Annotated in this window: 17 protein-coding genes; 11 read left to right on the forward strand and 6 right to left on the reverse strand. The window is 66.5% G+C overall.

What is annotated here, in order from left to right; genetic code table 11:
* The first annotated feature begins 39 nt into the window (after positions 1–39).
* From yajC to fabV, 4 genes are all read left to right on the forward strand, one after another.
* Positions 40–384 carry a preprotein translocase subunit YajC gene (gene yajC / locus GOC52_RS08585; protein ID WP_005409257.1) on the forward strand — a complete coding sequence of 115 codons (345 nt, stop codon included), beginning with the start codon at positions 40–42 and terminating at the stop codon, positions 382–384.
* Positions 385–445: 61 nt separating this feature from the next.
* The gene (secD, locus tag GOC52_RS08590) at positions 446–2,302 is read left to right on the forward strand and encodes a protein translocase subunit SecD (protein ID WP_043403221.1); all 1,857 of its coding nucleotides are present in this window, start codon (positions 446–448) and stop codon (positions 2,300–2,302) included.
* Positions 2,303–2,318: 16 nt separating this feature from the next.
* Positions 2,319–3,299: a protein translocase subunit SecF gene (gene secF, locus GOC52_RS08595; protein WP_010484505.1), complete on the forward strand. Its 981-nt coding sequence runs from the start codon at positions 2,319–2,321 to the stop codon at positions 3,297–3,299.
* A 671-nt stretch (positions 3,300–3,970) separates the two neighbouring features.
* Complete coding sequence (gene fabV / locus GOC52_RS08600) at positions 3,971–5,230, forward strand: enoyl-ACP reductase FabV (protein ID WP_126560568.1); 1,260 nt, start codon at positions 3,971–3,973, stop codon at positions 5,228–5,230.
* 113 nt (positions 5,231–5,343) lie between these two features.
* Here the strand turns inward: fabV and GOC52_RS08605 are convergent, their stop codons facing one another.
* The 3 genes from GOC52_RS08605 to GOC52_RS08615 all read right to left on the reverse strand — a co-directional run bounded on the left by GOC52_RS08605 (position 5,344) and on the right by GOC52_RS08615 (position 9,234).
* Positions 5,344–7,413 carry an EAL domain-containing response regulator gene (locus tag GOC52_RS08605; RefSeq protein WP_191851140.1) on the reverse strand — a complete coding sequence of 690 codons (2,070 nt, stop codon included), beginning with the start codon at positions 7,411–7,413 and terminating at the stop codon, positions 5,344–5,346.
* Positions 7,414–7,504: 91 nt separating this feature from the next.
* Positions 7,505–8,689 (reverse strand): BaiN/RdsA family NAD(P)/FAD-dependent oxidoreductase, encoded by a 1,185-nt coding sequence (locus GOC52_RS08610; RefSeq protein WP_049411433.1) that lies wholly within the window; start codon positions 8,687–8,689, stop codon positions 7,505–7,507.
* On the reverse strand, positions 8,686–9,234 hold the full coding sequence (locus GOC52_RS08615) for a YaeQ family protein (protein ID WP_043403207.1): 549 nt from the start codon (positions 9,232–9,234) through the stop codon (positions 8,686–8,688). Before GOC52_RS08615 ends, GOC52_RS08610 begins: the two co-directional genes overlap by 4 nt.
* Before the next feature lie 123 nt (positions 9,235–9,357).
* Here GOC52_RS08615 and GOC52_RS08620 point away from each other — a divergent pair, with 123 nt between their 5' ends.
* Positions 9,358–10,236, forward strand: coding sequence for a pseudouridine synthase (locus tag GOC52_RS08620; RefSeq protein WP_043403203.1), 879 nt, complete (start codon positions 9,358–9,360; stop codon positions 10,234–10,236).
* A gap of 6 nt (positions 10,237–10,242) precedes the next feature.
* On the opposite strand, the gene GOC52_RS08625 is transcribed toward GOC52_RS08620, so the two are convergent.
* Positions 10,243–10,731 carry a YaiI/YqxD family protein gene (locus tag GOC52_RS08625; protein WP_010484520.1) on the reverse strand — a complete coding sequence of 163 codons (489 nt, stop codon included), beginning with the start codon at positions 10,729–10,731 and terminating at the stop codon, positions 10,243–10,245.
* A 302-nt stretch (positions 10,732–11,033) separates the two neighbouring features.
* Here GOC52_RS08625 and GOC52_RS08630 point away from each other — a divergent pair, with 302 nt between their 5' ends.
* From GOC52_RS08630 to GOC52_RS08645, 4 genes are all read left to right on the forward strand, one after another.
* Complete coding sequence (locus tag GOC52_RS08630; RefSeq protein ID WP_004153307.1) at positions 11,034–11,243, forward strand: cold-shock protein; 210 nt, start codon at positions 11,034–11,036, stop codon at positions 11,241–11,243.
* Between the two features lie 185 nt (positions 11,244–11,428).
* On the forward strand, positions 11,429–12,118 hold the full coding sequence (locus tag GOC52_RS08635) for a glutathione S-transferase family protein (protein WP_010484523.1): 690 nt from the start codon (positions 11,429–11,431) through the stop codon (positions 12,116–12,118).
* 32 nt (positions 12,119–12,150) lie between these two features.
* Positions 12,151–13,716 carry a protein adenylyltransferase SelO gene (locus GOC52_RS08640; RefSeq protein WP_043403200.1) on the forward strand — a complete coding sequence of 522 codons (1,566 nt, stop codon included), beginning with the start codon at positions 12,151–12,153 and terminating at the stop codon, positions 13,714–13,716.
* Between the two features lie 625 nt (positions 13,717–14,341).
* Entirely contained in the window at positions 14,342–14,878 is a 537-nt protein-coding gene (locus GOC52_RS08645) for an adenine phosphoribosyltransferase (RefSeq protein ID WP_043397250.1), read from the forward strand.
* Positions 14,879–14,956: 78 nt separating this feature from the next.
* On the opposite strand, the gene dbpA is transcribed toward GOC52_RS08645, so the two are convergent.
* Both dbpA and GOC52_RS08655 read right to left on the reverse strand, forming a co-directional pair.
* Complete coding sequence (gene dbpA, locus GOC52_RS08650) at positions 14,957–16,333, reverse strand: ATP-dependent RNA helicase DbpA (protein WP_191851142.1); 1,377 nt, start codon at positions 16,331–16,333, stop codon at positions 14,957–14,959.
* 113 nt (positions 16,334–16,446) lie between these two features.
* Complete coding sequence (locus tag GOC52_RS08655) at positions 16,447–17,526, reverse strand: YeiH family protein (RefSeq protein ID WP_043396981.1); 1,080 nt, start codon at positions 17,524–17,526, stop codon at positions 16,447–16,449.
* A gap of 102 nt (positions 17,527–17,628) precedes the next feature.
* Here GOC52_RS08655 and GOC52_RS08660 point away from each other — a divergent pair, with 102 nt between their 5' ends.
* Positions 17,629–18,504, forward strand: a complete 876-nt coding sequence (locus GOC52_RS08660) for a LysR family transcriptional regulator (RefSeq protein WP_049454745.1) — start codon at positions 17,629–17,631, stop codon at positions 18,502–18,504.
* A 346-nt stretch (positions 18,505–18,850) separates the two neighbouring features.
* On the forward strand, positions 18,851–20,737 hold the full coding sequence (locus GOC52_RS08665; protein WP_043397252.1) for an ATP-binding cassette domain-containing protein: 1,887 nt from the start codon (positions 18,851–18,853) through the stop codon (positions 20,735–20,737).
* Positions 20,738–20,778: the final 41 nt, after the last annotated feature.

The following is a 20,778-nucleotide window of genomic DNA, read 5'->3' on the forward strand; positions in this document are numbered from 1 at the left end:
GTGAAAGGGCCGGAGCGCCGCCCAACCAAAGGACCAACGATGAACCTGCTTGCTTTCCTGATTCCCGCCGCCCACGCCCAGGCCGCCGGCGGCCAACCGCAGGGCATGGGCCTGACCACGCTGCTGTTCCCGGTCATCCTGATCGCCATCATGTACTTCCTGATGATCCGCCCGCAGATGAAGCGGCAGAAGGAGCACAAGGCCATGCTGGAGAAGATCAAGCGTGGCGATGAAGTGCTGACCAATGGCGGCATCGCCGGCATCGTCACCGACATCGGCGACAACTTCATCACCATCGAAGTGGCTGACAACGTGCGCATCCGCGTGCAGAAGGGCGCTGTCGGCAACGTGCTGCCGGCCGGTACCCTGAAGTCGGCCCAGTAAGCCACTCCCTTTCCGATGCACAACCGCGGCGCCGGGGATGGCGCCGCGCGGGACCCAAGCAATGCTCGAATTTCCACGCTGGAAGTACGTCGTCATCCTGATCGTACTGGCGCTCAGCGCGCTGTACGCGCTGCCCAACATCTACCAGAAGGACCCGGCCGTCCAGATCACCGCCAACCGTGGCGGACAGGTCGACGACGCGCTGCGCGACCGTGTGCTGGCCGACCTGAAAAAGGCCGGTGTGGACGCCCTCGGTGCCGAGAAGGAAGGGGAGAGCCTGATCGTCCGCCTGCCGGACCTGAAGGCGCAGTCCGCTGCCAGCGACGCCCTGCGTGACACGGTCGGCGAAAAGTACACCGTGGCCCTGAACCTGGCCTCGACCGTGCCGGACTGGCTGGCCAACCTCGGCGGTCGCCCGATGGTGCTGGGCCTGGACCTGCAGGGCGGCGTGCACTTCGTGCTGCAGGTCGACCAGAAGGCCGCGCTCGACAAGCGCCTGGATGCCTACACCGAAGACGTGCGCAGCACCCTGCGCGACGCCCGCATTCCGTACCAGTCGGTGGAACGCCGTGCTGACAACAGTATCGTGGCCAACCTGAGCCCGTCCGCCGGTGACGACGCCGCGCAGCGTGCCCGCACTGCCCTGGTCAAGGCGCAGCCGACCCTCGGCTACGACGTCAGTGGCAATCGCATCACGGTGACCGTGCCGGAAACCGAGATTACCCAGATCGCCAACGGCGCCATCGAGCAGAACATCAACACCCTGCGCAACCGCGTGAACCAGCTGGGTGTGGCCGAGCCGATCATCCAGCGCCAGGGTGCCGACCGCGTGGTCGTGCAGCTGCCGGGCGTGCAGGACACGGCCGAAGCCAAGCGCATGATCGGTGCCACCGCCACCCTGGAATACCGTGCGGTGGTCGAGGGCAACGCGCAGGACGCCATCAACTCCGGTCGCATCCCGCCGGAAGCGAAGGTCTACCAGCGTCGTGATGGCGGTGGTCCGGTCCTGCTGAACAAGCGCGTGATCGTCACCGGTGACCAGATGGTCGGCGCGCAGGCGGTGACCGATTCGAACAGCGGTTCTCCGGCGGTCAGCGTGACGCTGAACAATGTCGGCGGCCAGCGCATGTTCGACTTCACCAGCGCCAACGTGAACAAGCCGATGGCGGTGGTCTACACCGAGCGCGTACCGACCGTGACCGTTGTCGACGGCCAGGAAGTGCGTGGCTTCAAGGTCAACGAGGAAGTGATCTCGGTGGCCAACATCAACGGCGTGTTCGGAAAGAACTTCCAGACCACCGGCCTTCAGAAGAAGGAAGCCGAGGACCTGGCCAAGCTGCTGAAGTCCGGCTCGCTGGCCGCGCCGATGGACTTCGTCGAAGAGCGCGTGGTCGGCCCGAGCCTGGGTGCCGAGAACGTCAAGAACGGTATGCGCGCGGTGGTGTTCGCATTCCTGTTCACCCTGGTGTTCTTCAGCGTCTACTACCGCATGTTCGGCGTGATCACCTCGATCGCGATGCTGTTCAACCTGCTGATCGTGGTGGCGGTGATGTCGCTGTTCGGCGCGACCATGACCCTGCCGGGCTTTGCCGGCCTGGCGTTGTCGGTCGGCCTGTCAGTGGACGCCAACGTGCTGATCAACGAGCGTATCCGTGAAGAACTGCGTGCCGGCGTGCCGGGCAAAACCGCGATCGTGACCGGTTACGAGCGTGCTTCGGGCACCATCCTCGACGCCAACCTGACCGGCCTGATCGTCGGTGTGGCGCTGTTTGCATTCGGTACCGGTCCGCTGAAGGGCTTCGCGCTGACCATGATCATCGGTATTTTCGCCTCCATGTTCACCGCGATCACCGTGTCGCGTGCGCTGGCGACGCTGATCTACGGCCGTCGCAAGAAGCTCCAGAACGTGGCCATCTGACGGGACGACACGCACAATGAAACTGTTTCCGCTGCACATCCTCCCGAACGACACCAAGATCGACTTCATGCGCTGGCGCCATGTCGCCATGGCAGTCACCATCGTGGTGTTCCTGGCGTCGATCAGCATCATCGCGTTCAAGGGCTTCAACTACGCGCTGGACTTCACCGGCGGCACCCTGATCGAAGCCCGCTTCGACAAGGCGGTGGACGTCGAGCAGGTCCGCACCAAGCTCGAGCAGAATGGCTTCGACGGCGCCCAGGTACAGAGCGTCGGTGGCAACACCGACCTGCTGATCCGCCTGGCGCCACACGGCGAGCATGCTCCGGGCACGGGTGCTGCCGCCACCGAAGACAAGGCTACCGCTGCCGCTGTAGTGAAGGCACTGTCCACGGCTGACAACCAGGCCACCGTACTGCGCAACGAGTTCGTCGGCCCGCAGATCGGCAAGGACCTGGCGATGAATGGCCTGTACGCCACCATCTTCATGCTGGCCGGCTTCCTGATCTACATCGCCGTGCGCTTCGAATGGAAGTTCGCGGTCACCGCCAGCATCGTGGCCATGTTCGACCTGATCGTGACGGTGGCTTACGTGTCCCTGCTGGGCCGTGAGTTCGACCTGACCGTGCTGGCCGGCCTGCTGTCGGTGATGGGCTTTGCGATCAACGACATCATCGTGGTCTTCGACCGCGTCCGCGAGAACTTCCGCAGCCTGCGCGTGGACTCGATGGAAGTGCTGAACCGTTCGATCAACCAGACGCTGTCGCGTACGGTGATCACCGCGGTGATGTTCTTCCTGTCGGCACTGGCCCTGTACATGTACGGCGGCAGCTCGATGGAAGGCCTGGCCGAGACGCACATGATCGGTGCGGTGATCGTGGTGCTGTCCTCGATCCTGGTGGCGGTGCCGATGCTGACGATCGGTTTCCTGCGCGTGAGCAAGCAGGACCTGCTGCCGAAGGCGAAGGACGTCGAGGCCCTGGCCCGTCGCCCGTAAGCGTTCGCGCTGCACGCAATGCACAGAGAACCCCGCGCAAGCGGGGTTTTTTGTTGGCAGGGCTGGTACGCGTCATCGCATGCGCGCTGTCGCTCCCACGCTTCGCTGCGCGAACCGTGGGCCCCACTTACCAGCTCCCAGACCCCCGCCGCTTCGCGGCCGCCCCCTGACTCAGGGGGCTCTGCCCCAGATCGTTTCCTGCGGCTGTTGGTAGGTGTCGACCTTGGTCGACACACCTGTCAGATATCGAATGAGTCATCCACGCATGGCGTGGATCTACCGTGTCGACCAAGGTCGACACCCACCAGAGCAGAATGCCGTCCTGACAGATCGCGGAAGTCTGTTGAAGGCGGGGTGGGTCCGGTTGAGGGGGCGTGAGCCGCATGGATGCGGCGACCGAGCTTACATGGACGTACTTGCAGCGTCCCCCTCAACCGGACCCACCCCCGCCCACCCCCAGGAACCCAGCTTTTGACGTTGCTCTGGCTCTGGCCGTTGCTCAGGCCTCTGCGGGTGCAGGGTGCAACCCTGCAAAAGAAACACCACCCTACGGCAGCGTCGGTTGTGCATTCGGCCCCCGCGCACTACGATCCTGCGGTTCGCGCGCGCATGCGCGCACCCATATTCCTGCTGAGCGCCCCGCGCGCCGCATCTGCCAACCCGAGGTATCCATGGTCATCAAACCGCGCGTCCGCGGCTTCATCTGCGTCACCACCCACCCGACCGGCTGCGAGGCCGCGGTCAAGCAGCAGATCGACTACATCCGCGCGCGCCCGCCGATCCAGAACGGCCCCAAGCGCGTGCTGGTGATCGGCGCCTCCACCGGCTACGGCCTCGCTGCGCGCATCACCGCTGCCTTCGGCAGTGGCGCCGCGACCCTCGGCATCTTCTTCGAACGCCCGGGCAGCGAGACCAAGCCGGGTACCGCGGGCTGGTACAACTCGGCCGCGTTCCACAAGTACGCCGACGAAGCCGGCCTGTACGCCAAGAGCATCAACGGCGATGCCTTCTCCGATGAAGTGAAGGCGAAGACCATCGAAATGATCAAGGCCGATCTCGGCCAGGTCGATCAGGTCGTCTACAGCCTGGCTGCGCCGCGCCGCAAGCACCCGAAGACCGGTGAAATCATCAGCTCTACGCTGAAGCCGATCGGCGAGCCGATCACGCTGCGTGGCCTGGATACCGACAAGGAAGTGCTGACCGAGACCCATCTGCAGCCGGCCACCCCGGAAGAAGTCGCCGGTACCGTCGCGGTGATGGGCGGTGAGGACTGGCAGATGTGGATCGACGCGCTGGCCGATGCCGGCGTGCTGGCCAACGGCTGCACCACCACCGCCTTCACCTACGTGGGCGAAGAGATCACCCAGGCGATTTACTGGAACGGCTCGATCGGTGCCGCCAAGAAGGACCTGGACACCAAGGTGCTGGGCCTGCGCGAGAAGTTGGCCAAGATTGGTGGTGATGCACGCGTATCGGTGCTGAAGGCGGTGGTGACCCAGGCCAGCTCGGCGATTCCGACCATGCCGCTGTACCTGTCGCTGCTGTTCAAGGTGATGAAGGAAAAGGGCACCCACGAAGGCTGCATCGAGCAGTTGGATGTGCTGTACGACATCCTCTACGGCGGCAAGGCCGACGGCGTGGCGATCGATCGCCTGCGCCACGACCTGGTCGATGGCGAGGGCCATACCGTTGCGCTGGTCGATGAGGAAGGCCGCCTGCGTGCCGACTACAAGGAAATGGCGGCAGACGTGCAGGGCAAGGTGGTTGCGCTGTGGCCGCAGGTGACCAACGAGAACCTGTACGAGATCAGCGATCTGGCCGGTTACAAGGCCGACTTCCTGCGCCTGTTCGGCTTTGGCGTGGAGGGCGTCGACTACGAGGCCGACGTCAACCCGGACGTGAAGATCGACAATCTGGTCGACATGACCTGATCAATGAAAAGGCCGGCGAAAGCCGGCCTTCTCTTTGTGTAGAGCCGAGCCATGCTCGGCTGCTCTTCGCTTGAGTCTCGCAGCCGCGCATCGCTCGGCTCTACAGAGAGGCGTCAACCAAACTCGAACCCCATCTCCGGCAACGCCGGACCGACGAAGTCGCCCTGCACGTAATCCACGCCGGCACTGAACAGCAGGGTCATCGAGTTGGCATCGCTGACGAACTCGGCGATGGTGCGGATGCCGGCTTCCTGCGCGCGCGCGGTGATCTGGCTGATGCGGTCGATGTTTTCTCGGGTGGCGGCCAGATCGCTGGTGAAACCGCGGTCCAGCTTGAGGAACTGCGGCTGGAAGTGGGCCAGCAGCTGGAACGAGTCCAATCCCGAACCAAACTGCTCCAGGCCGATGCGGCAGCCCAGCGGCGCCACTTCGGCAAGGAACTGCTGCGCACTGCGCAGATGGGTGAACACCTTTGCTTCCGGCGCATGCAGCCACAGCCGTTCGCCGGGCACGCCCTGTGCCTGCAGTTCCCGACGCAGGGTGGCGATCATCTGCGGGTCGTCGAACGACTCTGGCGTCACCTTCACCAGCATCTGCGTGGCATGGCCTTCGCGTGCACGTTGGCCCAGCACAGCGATCGCCCGTGACACCACCCAGCGGTTGATGTCGGCCAGCAGGTCGTGTTCCTCCGCGATGCCCAGGAACGCAGTCGGGCTCAGCAGTTCACCATTGTGCTCAAGGCGCAGGTAGGCCTCATACAGCTCCAGCGACTCCCCCTGCAGGTTCAGCACCGGCTGGTAGTGCAGCTGGAAGCCATCACCGGCCAGTGCTTCACGGATTCGGGTGACCCAGCGCAGTACGCGTTCTTCCTCCACGCGGTCGGCAGCGGCCGGGTCGAAGATGCGGCAGGTGTTGCCCAGTTCGGCGGCGGCCTGCGTGCATTCGCTGGCGCGTGCCAGCACCTGGCCGATGCTGGCGATCTTCTCGCCCACCTGCACGCCACCGATGCTGACCGTTACCGTGGCCGAACGCGCGCCGATGCTGAAGACGTGTGCGGCGTAGGCTTCGCGGATGCGCTCGGCCAGTGCCACGGTCTGCGCGTAGGGCCCGGCCTGCAGCACGGCGAAATTGTGTTCGCCGAAGCGGGCCAGCTGCGCGTCCTCGCCAACCACCTCGGCCAGCAGGGCGGCGAGGGCGCCGATCAGGATGTCGGCCGAGGCCAGGCCGATATCCGGCAGCAGGCGCGCGTAGTGGTCCGGCTCGATCAGCAGCAGGCCGAACTGGCCTTCGCTGCGCCCGGCCTGGGCCACCGCGCTTTCCAGCTGCAGCATGAAGGTCGGTCGGTTGAGCAGGCCGGTGACCTGGTCGCGCTGGCGCAGGTCCTCGACCTCGCGCGCCAGTTCCGGGTCGAATTCCATGCGGCGGCGGAGTACCACCTGCAGGCAGGATTCGCCCTCGTAGGTGGCGGGGGTGAATTCCATCGTTGCCGGGAACGCGCTGCCATCCTCGTGGCGCGCGTCAAGCTGGTACTGCGGCGGCGGCGCCTCGCCACGGCTGAGGCCCTTCAGCAGCTGCTTGAAGCCTTCCACATGCTGGGCGGCGACCATGTCCAGCAGCGAGATGCCTTCGATATCGTCGAAATGCTCGTAGCCGAACATCTCCAGATAGGCGTCGTTGGCGCGGATGTGCATGCCTTCATGCACGTAGGCGATGGGGTCGCGCGAGGAAGCGATCAGGGCATCGCAGCGGCGCTCGGTCTCGCGCATCTGCGCCTCGATGCGGCGCAGGCCACGACGCGCCTGCAGGTCCACCCACTGATCACGGACCACGGCGAGCAGGTGCTCGGAACGCTGGCGCAGGGCGAGGGCACGGATGCCGTGGCTGCTGGCTTGTACCAGCTCGTCCTCGTCGATGCGTTCGGCCAGCAGCACCAGCGGAATGTCCTTGCCGCTGGCAGCAATATGCTGGGCCACCAGTGGCAGTGGGATGCCCTGCGAGGGCGAAGCCAGCACCAGGTCGATGGCCTGGCTGGCCAGCACCTGGGACAGCTCGGCAGCATCCTGCGGGCGCCACGGACGCACCGCGATGCCGCTGTTGCGCAGGGTGCTGACGATGGCCTCGGCGTTCTCGCCGCTGTCATCGACGATCAGCAGGCGGATGGTGATGTCGTTCGCGTTCTGCATGCACTGCTCCCCAATCTGCAAATCTAGATACACGATGCGCGCCGAACCGTCCATGCGCGCACCCCTTGCACGCATCGAACGGCGATGTGGTTCACACCACGCCACCGGCCGCGTGGCCGCTGGCCCAGGCCCACTGGAAGTTGTAGCCGCCCAGCCAGCCGGTCACATCCAGCACCTCGCCAACGAAATGCAGGCCCGGTACGCGCTTGGATTCCATCGTCGAAGAGGAGACCTCGGCGGTGTCCACGCCACCCAGCGTGACCTCGGCGGTACGGTAGCCCTCGGTGCCACTGGCCACCAGCGGGAACGCGCCCAGCAGCTGCGCGGCCTGGCGCAGCACCGGCTCGTCCAGCTGGCGCACGGGGCGGTCGGGCAACCAGTGTTCGCACAGGCGCTGCGCCAGTCGCTTGGGCAGCACCTCACCCAGTACCGTGCGCAGCTCGGCGGCCGGGCGCTCTCGCTTCATCTGGCGCAGCCACTCGCCGGCATCCTGGCCGGGCAGCAGGTCCAGCTCCAGCGCATCGCCGGGTTGCCAGAACGAGGAGATCTGCAGGATCGCCGGGCCACTCACGCCGCGATGGGTCAGCAGCATGAAATTCTGGAAGCTCTTTCCGTTGCAGCGCGCCTCGATGGGGAGAGCGACGCCGCTGAGATCGGCCAGCCGTTCCTGGTGCTTGCCGCTGAGCGTCAGCGGCACCAGCCCTGCGCGGGTCGGCAGCACCTGGTGGCCGAACTGTCGGGCCACTTCATAACCAAAGCCGGTGGCACCCATGCTGGGAATGGACAGGCCGCCGGTGGCAACCACCAGCGAGGCGCAATGGAACAGGCCATGGGTGGTATGCACGCGGAAGCCATCGCTGCCGTGCTCGATGCGCTGCACGCTGCACTCGGTGCGCACCTGCACGCCGGCCGCCTGGCATTCGTCCACCAGCATCTTCACGATCTGCTTGGACGAGACATCGCAGAACAGCTGGCCCAGCTCTTTTTCGTGATACGCGATACCGTGCTTGTGCACCAGCTCGATGAAGTGCCAGGGCGTGTAGCGCGCCAGCGCCGACTTGCAGAAGTGCGGGTTGGCCGACAGGAAGTTGGCCGGGGTGGTGCCGGTGTTGGTGAAGTTGCAACGGCCACCGCCGGACATCAGGATCTTCTTGCCGACCTTGTTGGCATGGTCGATCACCTGCACCTGGCGGCCTCGCTGGCCAGCCGTGATTGCGGTCATCAGCCCGGCCGCGCCGGCGCCGATGACCACCACATCGCAACGGAGGGTGCTCATGCCTTGGCGCGCTTGCGCCAGTTCGGGATTACGTCGAGCTGGATCTGGTCGTTGAGCAGCTGCACTTCGCCGTCCTGGATCAGCACGCTCCAGCGCATGGCGCGCTGGATCTGCTGGCCCCACAGTTCGACGAAGGCACCATCGAGGTCGACCACCGACAGGTTGTCGAAGCGCGCCAGGCCCTTGCTCTGCTTGCTCCACCAGATGTCCGAAGCGTTGCCGCCGTAGTTCACCACCTGCACCTGGCGGCTGCGGTTGCTGGCCTTGCGGATGCGCGATTCGTCTGGATGGCCCAGGTCGATCCATTGCAGGATGTCGCCGGTGTAGTCGTGCTCCCACAGGTCCGGCTCGTCATCGGTACTCAGGCCGCGGCCGAATTCCAGGCGGTCGCCGGCGTTCAGCGCGAAGGCGAGCAGGCGCACCATCAGGCGATCGTCGGTCTCGGACGGGTGCTGGGCCAGGGTCAGGTTGTGGGTCACGTAGTAGCCGCGATCCATGTCGCTGATCTGCAGTTCGGCCTTGCGGATGGTGGCGGTGAGAGCCATGGGGGGTCCGTGGACTAAAGACGACAATGATAGAGGTTTGCTCCAGGGGTGTCCGTGGCCGGGCTGTCTGTGGCGCGTCAACGTGGCACCCTTTCACTCTTTCCTGCCGCAGGAGTGCCACCGATGACCCTGCCCAGCCGCCTGCAGCTGCCGCCCGGCCACTGGCGCAGCCTGCTTGATGGCCTGTGTGCACGTTTCCCTCGCATCGACCGTGCGCAGTGGCAGGACCGCTTCGCCCGAGGCCGTGTGCAGGATCCGCAGGGCAGGGCACTGGCGCCGGACATGCCCTGGCAGGTGGGGCTGGAAATCCAGTACTTCCGCGAGGTGGCCGACGAGCCGGTGGTTCCCTTCGCCGAGACCATCCTGCATCTGGATGCGCACCTGCTGGTGGCGGACAAGCCGCACTTCCTGCCGGTGACGCCGGCCGGTGGCCATGTGCGCGAAACCCTGCTGGCGCGCCTGGTCGCACGCACCGGCAACACCGAACTGGCGCCGTTGCACCGCTTGGACCGGCTGACCGCCGGCCTGGTGCTGTTCTCGACCCAGGCAGCCACGCGTGATGCCTATCAACGGCTGTTCCGCGAGCGCCGCATCGAGAAGACCTATGAGGCGCTGGCACCGGCGCTGCCCGGGCTGGCGTTTCCGTTGCAGCGGGACAGCCGCCTGGTGCCGGGGGAGCCATTCTTCCGCATGGCCGAAGTGCCGGGCGAGCCCAATGCGCGCAGCCGGATCGAGCTGATCGAGGCCGAAGGGCCGGTCTGGCGCTACCGGCTGCTGCCGGAAACCGGCCGCAAGCACCAGCTGCGCGTGCACATGGCGGCGCTGGGCGCGCCGATCGAGGGCGATGACCTGTATCCGCTGCTGAGGCCGCGCCCGGATGAAGCGGTCGAGTCGCCCCTGCAGCTGCTGGCGCAGGGGCTGGCCTTCGATGACCCATTGAGCGGGGAGCCCCGGCGGTTCAGCAGCCGGCGCCGCCTGTGCCTGCCCGGCCAGGGCGGGTAGGGCCGTTCAGCGAACCGGGCGTCGGGCCAACCAGCGGTCCAGCTCGGCAGCGAACAGCTGCCGGTCGCGCGGGCCCAGCGGCGGCGGGCCGCCGGTCTGCACCCCGGCGCCGCGCAGCTCTTCCATGAAATTGCGCATCGACAGCCGCTCGGCCATGTTGTTCGGGGTGTACAGCTGGCCGCGCGGGTTCAGCGCCACGGCCTTCTTCTCCAGCACCAGGGCGGCCAACGGGATGTCCTGGGTGACCACCAGGTCTCCGGCGGCGACCCGCTCGACGATGGCGCTGTCGGCCACGTCCAGGCCCTGCGGCACCTGGATCGAGCGCAGCCAGCGCGATGGCGGGGTGCGGATCCACTGATTGGCGACCAGGGTCAGCTCGATCCCAACGCGTTCAGCGGCACGGAACAGGATGTCGCGAATGACGGTGGGGCAGGCATCCGCGTCCACCCAGATGCGGGGCAGGGCGGGTTCAGCTTGGGTTTCAGCTTCAGTCATTTACCCAGTGTAGGGTAGGAAAAACCTGAATGGGGACTCGGAGTTAGGCTTGATCGGCTGCCAAGCCTTGTCACGCCTAGCGGGCAGGGTTTGCCCATGAACGTCCGGGCTATCGCTTTTTGCAGAAAACACGCGTATCGTTCGACCCACTGTGTTTGCTAGGGTCACCGTGAATCGTGGCCTGGTGCAGTTGATCTCACGATCCGCTCATCGATCCGCTTTACCAACGCCTGCAACTCAGTCTCGGCCCCGATACCCGGTGGCTGCGATTTTTTTCAACATGTGTTTCAGGAGTTAGTCAAATGTCTGATCGTCAGACCGGCACCGTCAAGTGGTTCAACGACGCCAAGGGCTTCGGCTTCATCACCCCGGAAAGCGGCCCGGACCTGTTCGTGCACTTCCGTGCCATCCAGGGCACCGGCTTCAAGACCCTGCAGGAAGGCCAGAAGGTTACCTTCATCGCCGTCCAGGGCCAGAAGGGTATGCAGGCTGACCAGGTGCAGGCGGTCTAATCCGTCTGCTACCGTTTGGTAGCCAGAACGCCGGAAGCGAAAGCTTCCGGCGTTTTTTGTTGCCTGCTGTTCTGTAGCGTCGAGCCATGCTCGACTGCTTTCCAAAGGCAGTCGAGCATGGCTCGACACTACATGGGGCATGCACTGCTCGCGGTACGATGCGGGCCTCCCCAAGGATCATCCCCATGCGCATCGTCCATCACCTGGAAAACTCCCGTTCCCTGCGTGTGCTGTGGATGCTGGAGGAGCTGGGGCTGGACTACGAACTGCGCCGCTATCCGCGCGATCCGAAGACGCTGCTGGCGCCGCCGGAGCTGCGCAACGTGCACCCGCTGGGCAAGTCGCCGGTACTGCAGGATGGCGAGCTGGTACTGGCCGAGTCCGGTGCCATCCTCGACTACCTCGCGGATCGCTACGACACCCAACGCCAGCTGTCGCCGTCACCGATGCCGGCCGATGGCGCCGAGCGCATCGCCTACCGCTATTGGCTGCACTACGCCGAAGGCTCGGCGATGCCGCCGCTGCTGCTGACCCTGGTGATGGGCCGCATCCGCAACGCGCCGATGCCGTTCTTCGCCCGTCCGATCGCGCGCAGTATCGCCGACAAGGCCGAACGTGGCTTCATCGGCCCACAGCGGCGCCTGCACCTGGACTGGATGGAGCGCCGCCTGGCCGAAAGCCCGTGGTTTGCCGGTGAACGCTTCAGTGCGGCCGACATCCAGATGAGCTTCCCGATCCAGGCTGCGGCCGCGCGCGGCGGTGGCCTCGACGACAAGCCGGCACTGCGTGGCTTCCTCAAGCGTATCGGTGAGCGACCCGCCTACCAGCGTGCCGAGGCCCACGGCGGCCACCTGCAGGCGCTCAGCGGCAATTGAGGAGGGCGGCCGTCGCCCCCATCTTCAGCACCATGGATACCGACAGCCCCCGTTTCGACAACCGCCTGCTGCAGACCCTGCCGGGCGATCCCGAATCCGGCCCGCGGCGGCGCGAAGTGCTGGGTGCGGCCTGGTCGCCGGTGATGCCGACCCCGGTGACGGCGCCCACGTTGCTGGCCTGGTCGCCGGATGTTGCCGCGATGCTTGGTTTCGATACCGCTGAAGTCGAAAGCGAAAGCTTCGCGCAGGTGTTTGGCGGAAACGCACTGTACGCCGGCATGCAGCCTTGGGCGGCCAACTACGGCGGCCATCAGTTTGGTCACTGGGCCGGCCAGCTCGGCGACGGTCGCGCGATCTCGCTGGGTGAACTGGTCGCGCCCGATGGCCTTCATTGGGAGCTGCAGCTGAAGGGGGCGGGGCCCACGCCGTACTCGCGCGGCGCCGATGGTCGCGCGGTACTGCGCTCGTCGATCCGCGAGTTCCTGTGCAGTGAAGCGATGCACCACCTTGGCGTGCCGACCACGCGTGCGCTGTCGCTGGTTGGTACCGGCGACGACGTGGTGCGCGACATGTTCTACGACGGTCATCCGCGTGCAGAGCCCGGCGCCATCGTATGCCGCGTGTCGCCGTCGTTCCTGCGCTTTGGTTCCTTCGAGCTTCCGGCATCGCGCGGGGAAACCGCACTGCTGCAGCAGCTGGTGGGTGCCTGCATCGCCCGCGACTTCCCCGAACTGCAAGGGCAGGGTGAGGCGCTGTATGGCGACTGGTTCGCGCAGATCGCGGTGCGCACCGCCGAGATGATCGCGCACTGGATGCGCGTCGGCTTCGTGCATGGCGTGATGAACACCGACAACCTGTCCGTTCTTGGTCTTACGCTCGACTACGGTCCATATGGCTGGGTCGAGGATTTCGATCCGGACTGGACGCCGAACACCACCGATGCCCAAGGCCGGCGCTATCGTTTCGGCACCCAGCCGCAGGTGGCGTACTGGAACCTGAGCCGATTGGCACAGGCATTGTCACCGTTGTTTGCCGATGTCGAACCGTTGCAGGCTGGATTGGCTGCATACCAGTCCACCTTCGTGGCCTGCACGCGCCGCGATGCCGCAGCCAAACTCGGCCTGGCTGCGGCCGACGATGACGACCTGCAGCTCTACCTGCGCTGGCAGCAGTTGATGCAGGATGGGGGTATGGACATGACCCTGGCCTGGCGTGCGCTGATGCGTATCGATCCGGCGGCACCGGATGTGGCGCTGCTGGATGCGGTGTACTACGACGAGGCGCGCCAGCAGGCGGTGCAGGCGCCGTTGCAGCAGTGGCTGCAGGACTATGCGGTGCGGTTGCAGGCCGATCCGCTGTCGGCCAGCGAACGCCTGGCGAAGATGACAGCGGCCAACCCGCTGTACGTGCTGCGCAACTGGCTGGCCCAGGAAGCCATCGATCGCGCGGAGCAGGGCGACCTCGGCGGTGTTCATGCGTTGCAGGACGTGCTGCGCAATCCATACACCGAGCGTTCCGGTCTGGAACACTTCGCCAGCAAGCGCCCGGCGTGGGCCGACAATCGCGCCGGCTGCTCGATGCTGTCCTGCAGTTCCTGAGGGTGGGTTTCGGCAGGGCTGCGCCCTGCACCTGCAGAGGCAAGGGCCGAATCCAAAGCCAGAGCCAAAGCCAAAGCCAGAGCCAAAGCGGCTCTGGATTGTCGATGGTCTGGCGGGGCGGTGTGGGGCTGCAGGACACGCCGTAAACCCATCCTTGGGGGCTCGATGGCGCCATCCATGGCGCCAACGGTCCTGCAGCCCCACACCGCCCCACCTCCGACAGATTCCCGCTGCTGTGGGTAGGTGTCGACCTTGGTCGACACGGTGGATCCACGCCATGCGTGGATGCTCTTCGTTCAATTCTCGAAATATTCGATTTCGATGAAGATTCATCCACGCATGGCGTGGATCTACGACAGATCGCAGGAAACTGTCGAAGGCGGGGTGGGTCCGGTTGCGGGGGCGTGAGCCGCATGGATGCGGCGACCGAGCTTACATGGACGTACTTGCAGCGGCCCCCGCAACCGGACCCACCCCGCCATCCCACAGGAAACCCGCTTCTGCTGTTGCCGTTGCCGTTGCTTGAAGCCTCTGCAGGTGCCGGGCGCAGCCCGGCCGACACCCCCAACAGGCAGCCGGCGCCCGGAACAGGTACCCTATGCCGCCATCAGACAACCAACGTGACATGACCGACGCCCTCGTCGCTCCGCAGTGGGCCTCCCGCCTGCGCGACATCGCCGACTTCCCCAAGCCCGGCATCCTCTTCAAGGACATCATGCCGCTGCTCGCCCATGGCGAGGACTTCCGCGGTGCCATCACCGCGATGGCCGACCGTTGGCGCGACCAGAAGCTGGACGCGGTGGTTGGCATCGAATCGCGTGGTTTCATCCTCGGTGCCGCCATGGCGCTGGAACTGGGCGTGGGCTTCGTGCCGGTGCGCAAGCCGGGCAAGCTGCCGGGTCAGGTGCTGCGCGAGGAATACACGCTGGAATACCGCAGCGACTGCATCGAAGTGCACGCCGATGCGCTGCCGGCCGGTGCCCGCGTGGCGATCATCGACGACGTGCTGGCCACGGGCGGCACGCTGGTCGCTGCGTTGTCGCTGGTGCGCCGCCTGGGCGTTGACGTGGTCGGTGCCGGCGTGCTGGTCGAGCTCGATGGCCTCGGCGGTCGTGCGCGCTGGGAATCGGATTTGCCGCTGCACACCGAACTGGTGTTCTGAGTCTGTCGCCGGGCGTGGCCCGGCGCTACACACGGCATGCAGGTAGTGCCGGGCCATGCCCGGCGACTACCTTGCCAATCACATCATCCGCACGCGGAAGCGACGGCCCTTGATCTTGCCGGCTTCCAGCCTGGCCACGGCCTTGTTGGCCTGCTCTCGGGCGATCGCCACGTAGGATCGGGTCGGGAAGATCGCGATCTTCCCGATGAACTTGGCTGACAGGCCGGCATCACCGGTCAGCGCGCCAAGGATGTCGCCCGGGCGCAGCTTGTCGGTCTTGCCACCATCAATGCGCAGCGTGCGCATCGCGGCCTGCGGCAGCTCGGCCGGGCGCGAGGTCGCCAGCGGCGTCTTCTGCCAGTCCAGCGGTTGCCCCATGTGCGCTTCAATCGCTTCGGCGCGGGTCTTTTCACGACCGGCCACCAGGCTGATCGCCAGGCCACTGGCACCGGCACGGCCGGTACGGCCCACGCGGTGCTGGTAGCTCTCCACGTCGGTCGGCAGCTCGTAGTTGATCACCGCCGCCAGCTCTTCCACGTCCAGGCCACGTGCGGCCACGTCGCTGGCCACCAGCACGTTGCAGCTACGGTTGGCCAGCAGCAACAGCACTTCCTCGCGGTCGCGCTGTTCCATGTCGCCGTGCAGGGCGAGTGCGGAGAAGCCAAACTGCTGCAGCGAGTTGGCCACTTCGTCCACGTCCTTGCGGGTGTTGCAGAACACCACCGCCGACTCCGGCGTGTACTTCAGCAGCAGGCCCGCCAGCGCCTTCTGGCGGTGCGCCGGTTCCACCTCGCAGAACAGGTGGCGGATGGCCGGTGCCTGGTCGGCGCCTTCCACGGTCACTTCCACCGCGTCGCGCAGCAGGTCACGCGCCATGGCGCGGATGCTGTCGGGGAAGGTGGCCGAGAACAGCAGGCTCTGGCGGTCCCTGTGGGTGCGGCCGGCGATCTCGCGGATCGGCTCCTCGAAGCCCATGTCGAGCATTCGGTCGGCCTCGTCCAGCACCAGTGTGCGCACCGCGCCCAGGTTCAGCGCGCGCTTGCGTGCCAGCTCCTGCACGCGGCCGGGCGTGCCGACCACCACGTGCGGGTCATGGCCTTCCAGCGACGCCAGCTGCGGGCCCAGCGGCACGCCACCGACCAGCAGCAACAGCTTCAGGTTGGGGATGCCGGTCGCCAGCTTGCGGATCTGCTTGCCGACCTGGTCGGCCAGTTCGCGGGTCGGGCACAGCACCAGCGCCTGCACGCGGATCAGGCTGGGGTCGATGGCCTGCAGCAGGCCCAGGCCGAAGGCGGCGGTCTTGCCGCTGCCGGTCGGCGCCTGTGCGATCACATCGCGGCCATCCAGGATGGCCGGCAGGCTCTGCGCCTGCACGGGGGTGAGGGTGGTGTAGCCGAGGGCATCCAGGCCGGGCTGCAGGGCCGGGCTCAGCGGCAGGGTCGAGAAGTCAGTCATGGCGCATTGTACCCGTCCGGTCGCGCGCGGCTGCCCTTTGTAGAGCCGAGCCGATGCTCGGCTGCTTCACCTCTGAAGCCGAGCGTCGGCTCGGCTCTACATCGGGGGTAGGCTCAGCCCAGCACCGCCAACACGCCCTGATGAATCGCCACCCCCCCGAACAGCAGCCAGGCGAAAAGGATCAGCGCCAGCAGCAGCGGCTTCAGGCCCGCCTGGCGCAGCGCCGAGACGTGGGTGGTCAGGCCCAGCGCGGCCATCGCCATCGCCAGCAGCACGGTATCCAGCTGCACCAGCCCGGCCTGCAGGCCAGCCGGCAGCAGATGCAGCGAGTTGAAACCGGCCACCGCCACGAAACCGAAGGCGAACCACGGCACCACGATGCGCGCCTTGCTGCCGTCGGCGCTGGCCTTGCCGCCACGCGCCAGCCACAGCGACAGCGCAACCAGGAACGGCGCCAGCAGCATCACCCGCACCATCTTGGTGATCACCGCCGTGTCGGCCGCCGCTTCGCTGACCGCGCGGCCTGCCGCCACCACCTGTGCCACTTCATGCACCGTCGCACCGGTGAAAAGGCCGTACTGCCGCGCATCCACCGCCAGCCAGCCGTGCGACTGCACCAGGGCATACAGCGCCGGGTACAGGAACATCGCCAGCGTGCCGAACACCACCACCGTCGACACGGCCACCGTGACCTGTGCCGCGCGGCCACGCACCACGGGTTCGGCGGCCATCACCGCTGCCGCGCCGCAGATCGCGCTGCCAGCACCGATCAGCATCGCTGCCTCGCGCTCCATCTTGAACACGCGCACACCCAGCCAGCAGGCCAGGCCGAAGGTGCTGGCGACCACCAGCACGTCCATCAGCACGCCGCTGACGCCGACGTGGCCGATGTCCTGGAAGGTCAAGCGCAGGCCGTACAGCACGATGCCGGCGCGCAGCAGCCAGTGCTTGGAAAAGCCGACACCGGCCGCGCTGCTCGGCGCCAGCCGCGGGTAGAGGGTGTTGCCGATCACGATGCCGGCGACGATGGCCACGGTCAGCGCACTCAGGCCGTGTGCCTGCAGCCACGGCAGCTCGGCCAGGTACAGCGACGCCGCTGCGATCAGGCCGACCAGCAGCAGGCCGGGCAGGCGCGGCTGCCAGCGTTGGCGCAGGGCGGGCAGGGACCAGGGGGAGAGGGCGGGGGCGTTCATGGCACGGGCAGCGCTGGAGAGATGGGGCAAGCGTGCGCCTGAGATGATTACCTGTAAAACGAATAATATGGGTGAAACCTACCCATAAAGAAGGTAAGTGCCATGCGCCTGACCTTGCGCCAGCTGCAGGTCTTCGTCGCCATCGCCGATCACGGCAGCACTACCGCCGCCGGCCAGGCCATCGCGCTTTCGCAATCCGCCAGCAGTGCCGCCCTGCAGGAGTTGGAAGCCCACTTCGGCACCCCGCTGTTCGACCGCATCGGACGCCGCCTGGCGCTGAACGGGCACGGCCGCGCACTGCTGGAGCCGGCGCGTACCTTGCTGGTCAACGCCGCCGATCTGGAGCGGCAGCTGGCCGCCGGCGGCGACCCGTCGCAGGGCGCGCCGCTGCGGCTGGTGCTGGCGGCCAGTACCACCATCGGCAATTACCTGCTGCCGCCACGCATCGCCGAACTGCTGCGCCAGGCGCCACAGGCCGAGGTCGATCTGCGCATCGACAACAGTGCCGGCGTTGTCGCCGCCGTGCAGCGCCTGGACGTCGACGCCGGCCTGATCGAAGGCCCGTGTCACGAGCGCGGCCTGCAGGTGACCGCCTGGCAGCAGGATCCGCTGGTGATCGTCGCCGCCGACGACGCTCCGCCGCGCTGGACGCTGGACGAACTGCGCCGCGCCCGCTGGCTGCTGCGCGAACCGGGTTCCGGTACCCGCGAAGCGGTGGAGCAGGCCCTGCTGCCGCATCTGCGAGGTTTCGCCCAGACCCTGCAGCTGGGCAATACCGAAGCGATCAAGCAGGCCGCGATCGCCGGCCTCGGCCTGGCCTGCCTCTCGCGCCACGCGCTGGAAGAGCCGCTGGCGCTGGGCCACCTGCGCGTGCTGGACACCCCGCTGCCTCCCCTGCAGCGCACGCTGTGGCTGGTGCGCCACCCGGGCAAGCAGTGGCTGCCGGGGTTGCAGGCGTTGCTGGGGCAGGTGGAGTAATCCATCAGACCCCCAGTCGATCCCATCCATCGACAGTCCCTCCAGCGTTCATCCACGCATGGCGTGGATCTACCGTGTCGACCAAGTTCGACACCCACCAGAGCAGAATGCCGTTCCGACAGATCGCAGAAATCTGTCGAAGGCGGGATGGGTCCGGTTGCGGGGGTGTCCGCGGCATGGATGCCGCGGCCAAGCCCCCAGGGACGGGTTTACGGCGTCCCCCGCGACCGGACCCATCCCGCCATCCCACAGGAAACCAGCTTTTGACGTTGCTTTGGCTGCGGCGGTTGCCTCTGCGGGTGCCGGGTGCAACCCGGCCGACGCCCCCAACCCGTACAATATCCGGATGCCTCTGATTACTCTGCAGAACGTCGACTTCAGCGTCGGCGGCCCGTTGTTGCTGGAAAAGGCCGAACTGTCGATCGAGCCGGGCGAACGCATCGCCCTGATCGGCCGCAACGGCGCCGGCAAATCCACCCTGCTCAAGCTGCTGTCCGGCGACCACAAGCCCGATGACGGCGAAGTCCGCGTGCAGCAGGGCGTGCGCGTCACCCGCCTGGAGCAGGAAGTGCCACACGGCGCCGCCGGCTCGGTGTTCGACGTCGTCGCCGATGGCCTCGGCGAACTGGGCCAGTGGCTGGCCGAATTCCACCACCTCAGCCATGCCGAGGTGTTCGATGGCGAAGCCCTCGGCAATGTGCAGGCCAAGATCGACGCCGCCAACGGCTGGGGCCTGGACCAGCGTGTCAGCGAAACCCTGACCAAGCTCGACCTGGACGGCGAGGCCGAGTTTGGCCGCCTGTCCGGCGGCATGAAGCGCCGCGTGCTGCTGGCCCGCGCGCTGGTGTCCAGCCCGGATGTGCTGCTGCTGGACGAACCGACCAACCACCTCGACATCGAAGCCATCGACTGGCTCGAAGCGTTCCTGAAGGGCTGGAGTGGCAGCGTGGTGTTCGTCACCCATGACCGCCGCTTCCTGCGTGCGCTGGCCACCCGCATCGTCGAGATCGACCGCGGTCAGGTCACCAGCTGGCCGGGCGACTGGGCCAACTACGAGCGCCGTCGCGAGGAACGCCTCAACGCGCAGGCGCAGGAAAACGCACGCTTCGACAAGCTGCTGGCGCAGGAAGAAGTGTGGATCCGCCAGGGCATCAAGGCCCGTCGTACCCGCGACGAAGGCCGCGTGCGCCGCCTGAAGGCGATGCGCACCGAGCGTTCGCAGCGCCGCGATCTCAGCGGCAACGTCAAGATGGAAGCCGCGCAGGGCGTCAGCTCCGGCAAGAAGGTCATCGACGTCAAGGACATTTCGTTCGCCTTCGGCGAGCGCACCATGGTCCGCGACTTCACCACCACCATCCTGCGCGGTGACCGCATCGGCCTGATCGGCCCCAACGGCAGCGGCAAGACCACGCTGCTGAAACTGCTGCTGGGTGAACTGCAGCCGGCCAAGGGCGAAGTCAACGCCGGCACCAACCTGCAGATCGCCTATTTCGACCAGTACCGCGCGGTGCTGCGCGAAGACTGGAGCGCGATCGAGAACGTGGCCGAAGGCCGCGATTTCCTCGAGTTCAACGGCAAGCGCAAGCACGTGCATGCCTACCTGCAGGACTTCATGTTCACCCCGGAACGTGCGCGCGCACCGATCACCCGCCTGTCCGGTGGCGAACGCAACCGCCTGCTGCTGGCCAAGCTGTTCGCGCAGCCGTCCAACCTGCTGGTGATGGACGAACCGACCAACGACCTCGACGTGGAAACCCTGGAGCTGCTGGAAGAGCTGCTGGGCGACTACACCGGCACGTTGCTGTTGGTCAGCCACGACCGTGACTTCATCGACAACGTGGTGACCTCCACGCTGGTGATGGAAGGCGACGGCGTGATCGGTGAGTACGTCGGCGGCTACAGCGACTGGCAGCGTTATGCGGCCAGTGTGGCGGCGACGCCTGCTGCGGCACCGGCAGCCAAGCCGGCGGTCGCCGCACCGGCCACCCCGACTGCTGCAGCTCCGGCCGCACCGAAGCGCAAGCTGGCCTACAAGGAAGCGCGCGAACTGGAGCAGCTGCCGAAGACCATCGAGAAGCTGGAAGGCGATGTCGAAGGGCTGACCTCGGCGATGAACGATCCGTCGTTCTACACCCGCAGCAGCGCCGAAGTGACCGCGCACACCCAGCAGCTGGCCAAGGTGCAGGCCGAGCTGGATGCCGCGTACGCACGCTGGGAAGAGCTGGAAGGCTGAGCGTTGACCGGCGCCAGCGGTTGCGCCGATTGATGTAGAGC

Origin of the sequence: Stenotrophomonas sp. SXG-1 (assembly GCF_014083965.1) — a bacterium.
Lineage (GTDB): Bacteria > Pseudomonadota > Gammaproteobacteria > Xanthomonadales > Xanthomonadaceae > Stenotrophomonas > Stenotrophomonas geniculata.

Coding starts and splice junctions, on each gene's coding strand:
- GOC52_RS08660 (WP_049454745.1), top strand. CDS start 17,629: ATGCGCCTGACCTTGCGCCAGCTGCAGGTCTTCGTCGCCATCGCCGAT.
- GOC52_RS08635 (WP_010484523.1), top strand. CDS start 11,429: ATGCGCATCGTCCATCACCTGGAAAACTCCCGTTCCCTGCGTGTGCTG.
- GOC52_RS08645 (WP_043397250.1), top strand. CDS start 14,342: ATGACCGACGCCCTCGTCGCTCCGCAGTGGGCCTCCCGCCTGCGCGAC.
- GOC52_RS08630 (WP_004153307.1), top strand. CDS start 11,034: ATGTCTGATCGTCAGACCGGCACCGTCAAGTGGTTCAACGACGCCAAG.
- GOC52_RS08620 (WP_043403203.1), top strand. CDS start 9,358: ATGACCCTGCCCAGCCGCCTGCAGCTGCCGCCCGGCCACTGGCGCAGC.
- secD (WP_043403221.1), top strand. CDS start 446: ATGCTCGAATTTCCACGCTGGAAGTACGTCGTCATCCTGATCGTACTG.
- dbpA (WP_191851142.1), bottom strand. CDS start 16,333: ATGACTGACTTCTCGACCCTGCCGCTGAGCCCGGCCCTGCAGCCCGGC.
- GOC52_RS08665 (WP_043397252.1), top strand. CDS start 18,851: ATGCCTCTGATTACTCTGCAGAACGTCGACTTCAGCGTCGGCGGCCCG.
- GOC52_RS08625 (WP_010484520.1), bottom strand. CDS start 10,731: ATGACTGAAGCTGAAACCCAAGCTGAACCCGCCCTGCCCCGCATCTGG.
- GOC52_RS08640 (WP_043403200.1), top strand. CDS start 12,151: ATGGATACCGACAGCCCCCGTTTCGACAACCGCCTGCTGCAGACCCTG.
- GOC52_RS08655 (WP_043396981.1), bottom strand. CDS start 17,526: ATGAACGCCCCCGCCCTCTCCCCCTGGTCCCTGCCCGCCCTGCGCCAA.
- GOC52_RS08615 (WP_043403207.1), bottom strand. CDS start 9,234: ATGGCTCTCACCGCCACCATCCGCAAGGCCGAACTGCAGATCAGCGAC.
- secF (WP_010484505.1), top strand. CDS start 2,319: ATGAAACTGTTTCCGCTGCACATCCTCCCGAACGACACCAAGATCGAC.
- GOC52_RS08610 (WP_049411433.1), bottom strand. CDS start 8,689: ATGAGCACCCTCCGTTGCGATGTGGTGGTCATCGGCGCCGGCGCGGCC.
- yajC (WP_005409257.1), top strand. CDS start 40: ATGAACCTGCTTGCTTTCCTGATTCCCGCCGCCCACGCCCAGGCCGCC.
- GOC52_RS08605 (WP_191851140.1), bottom strand. CDS start 7,413: ATGCAGAACGCGAACGACATCACCATCCGCCTGCTGATCGTCGATGAC.
- fabV (WP_126560568.1), top strand. CDS start 3,971: ATGGTCATCAAACCGCGCGTCCGCGGCTTCATCTGCGTCACCACCCAC.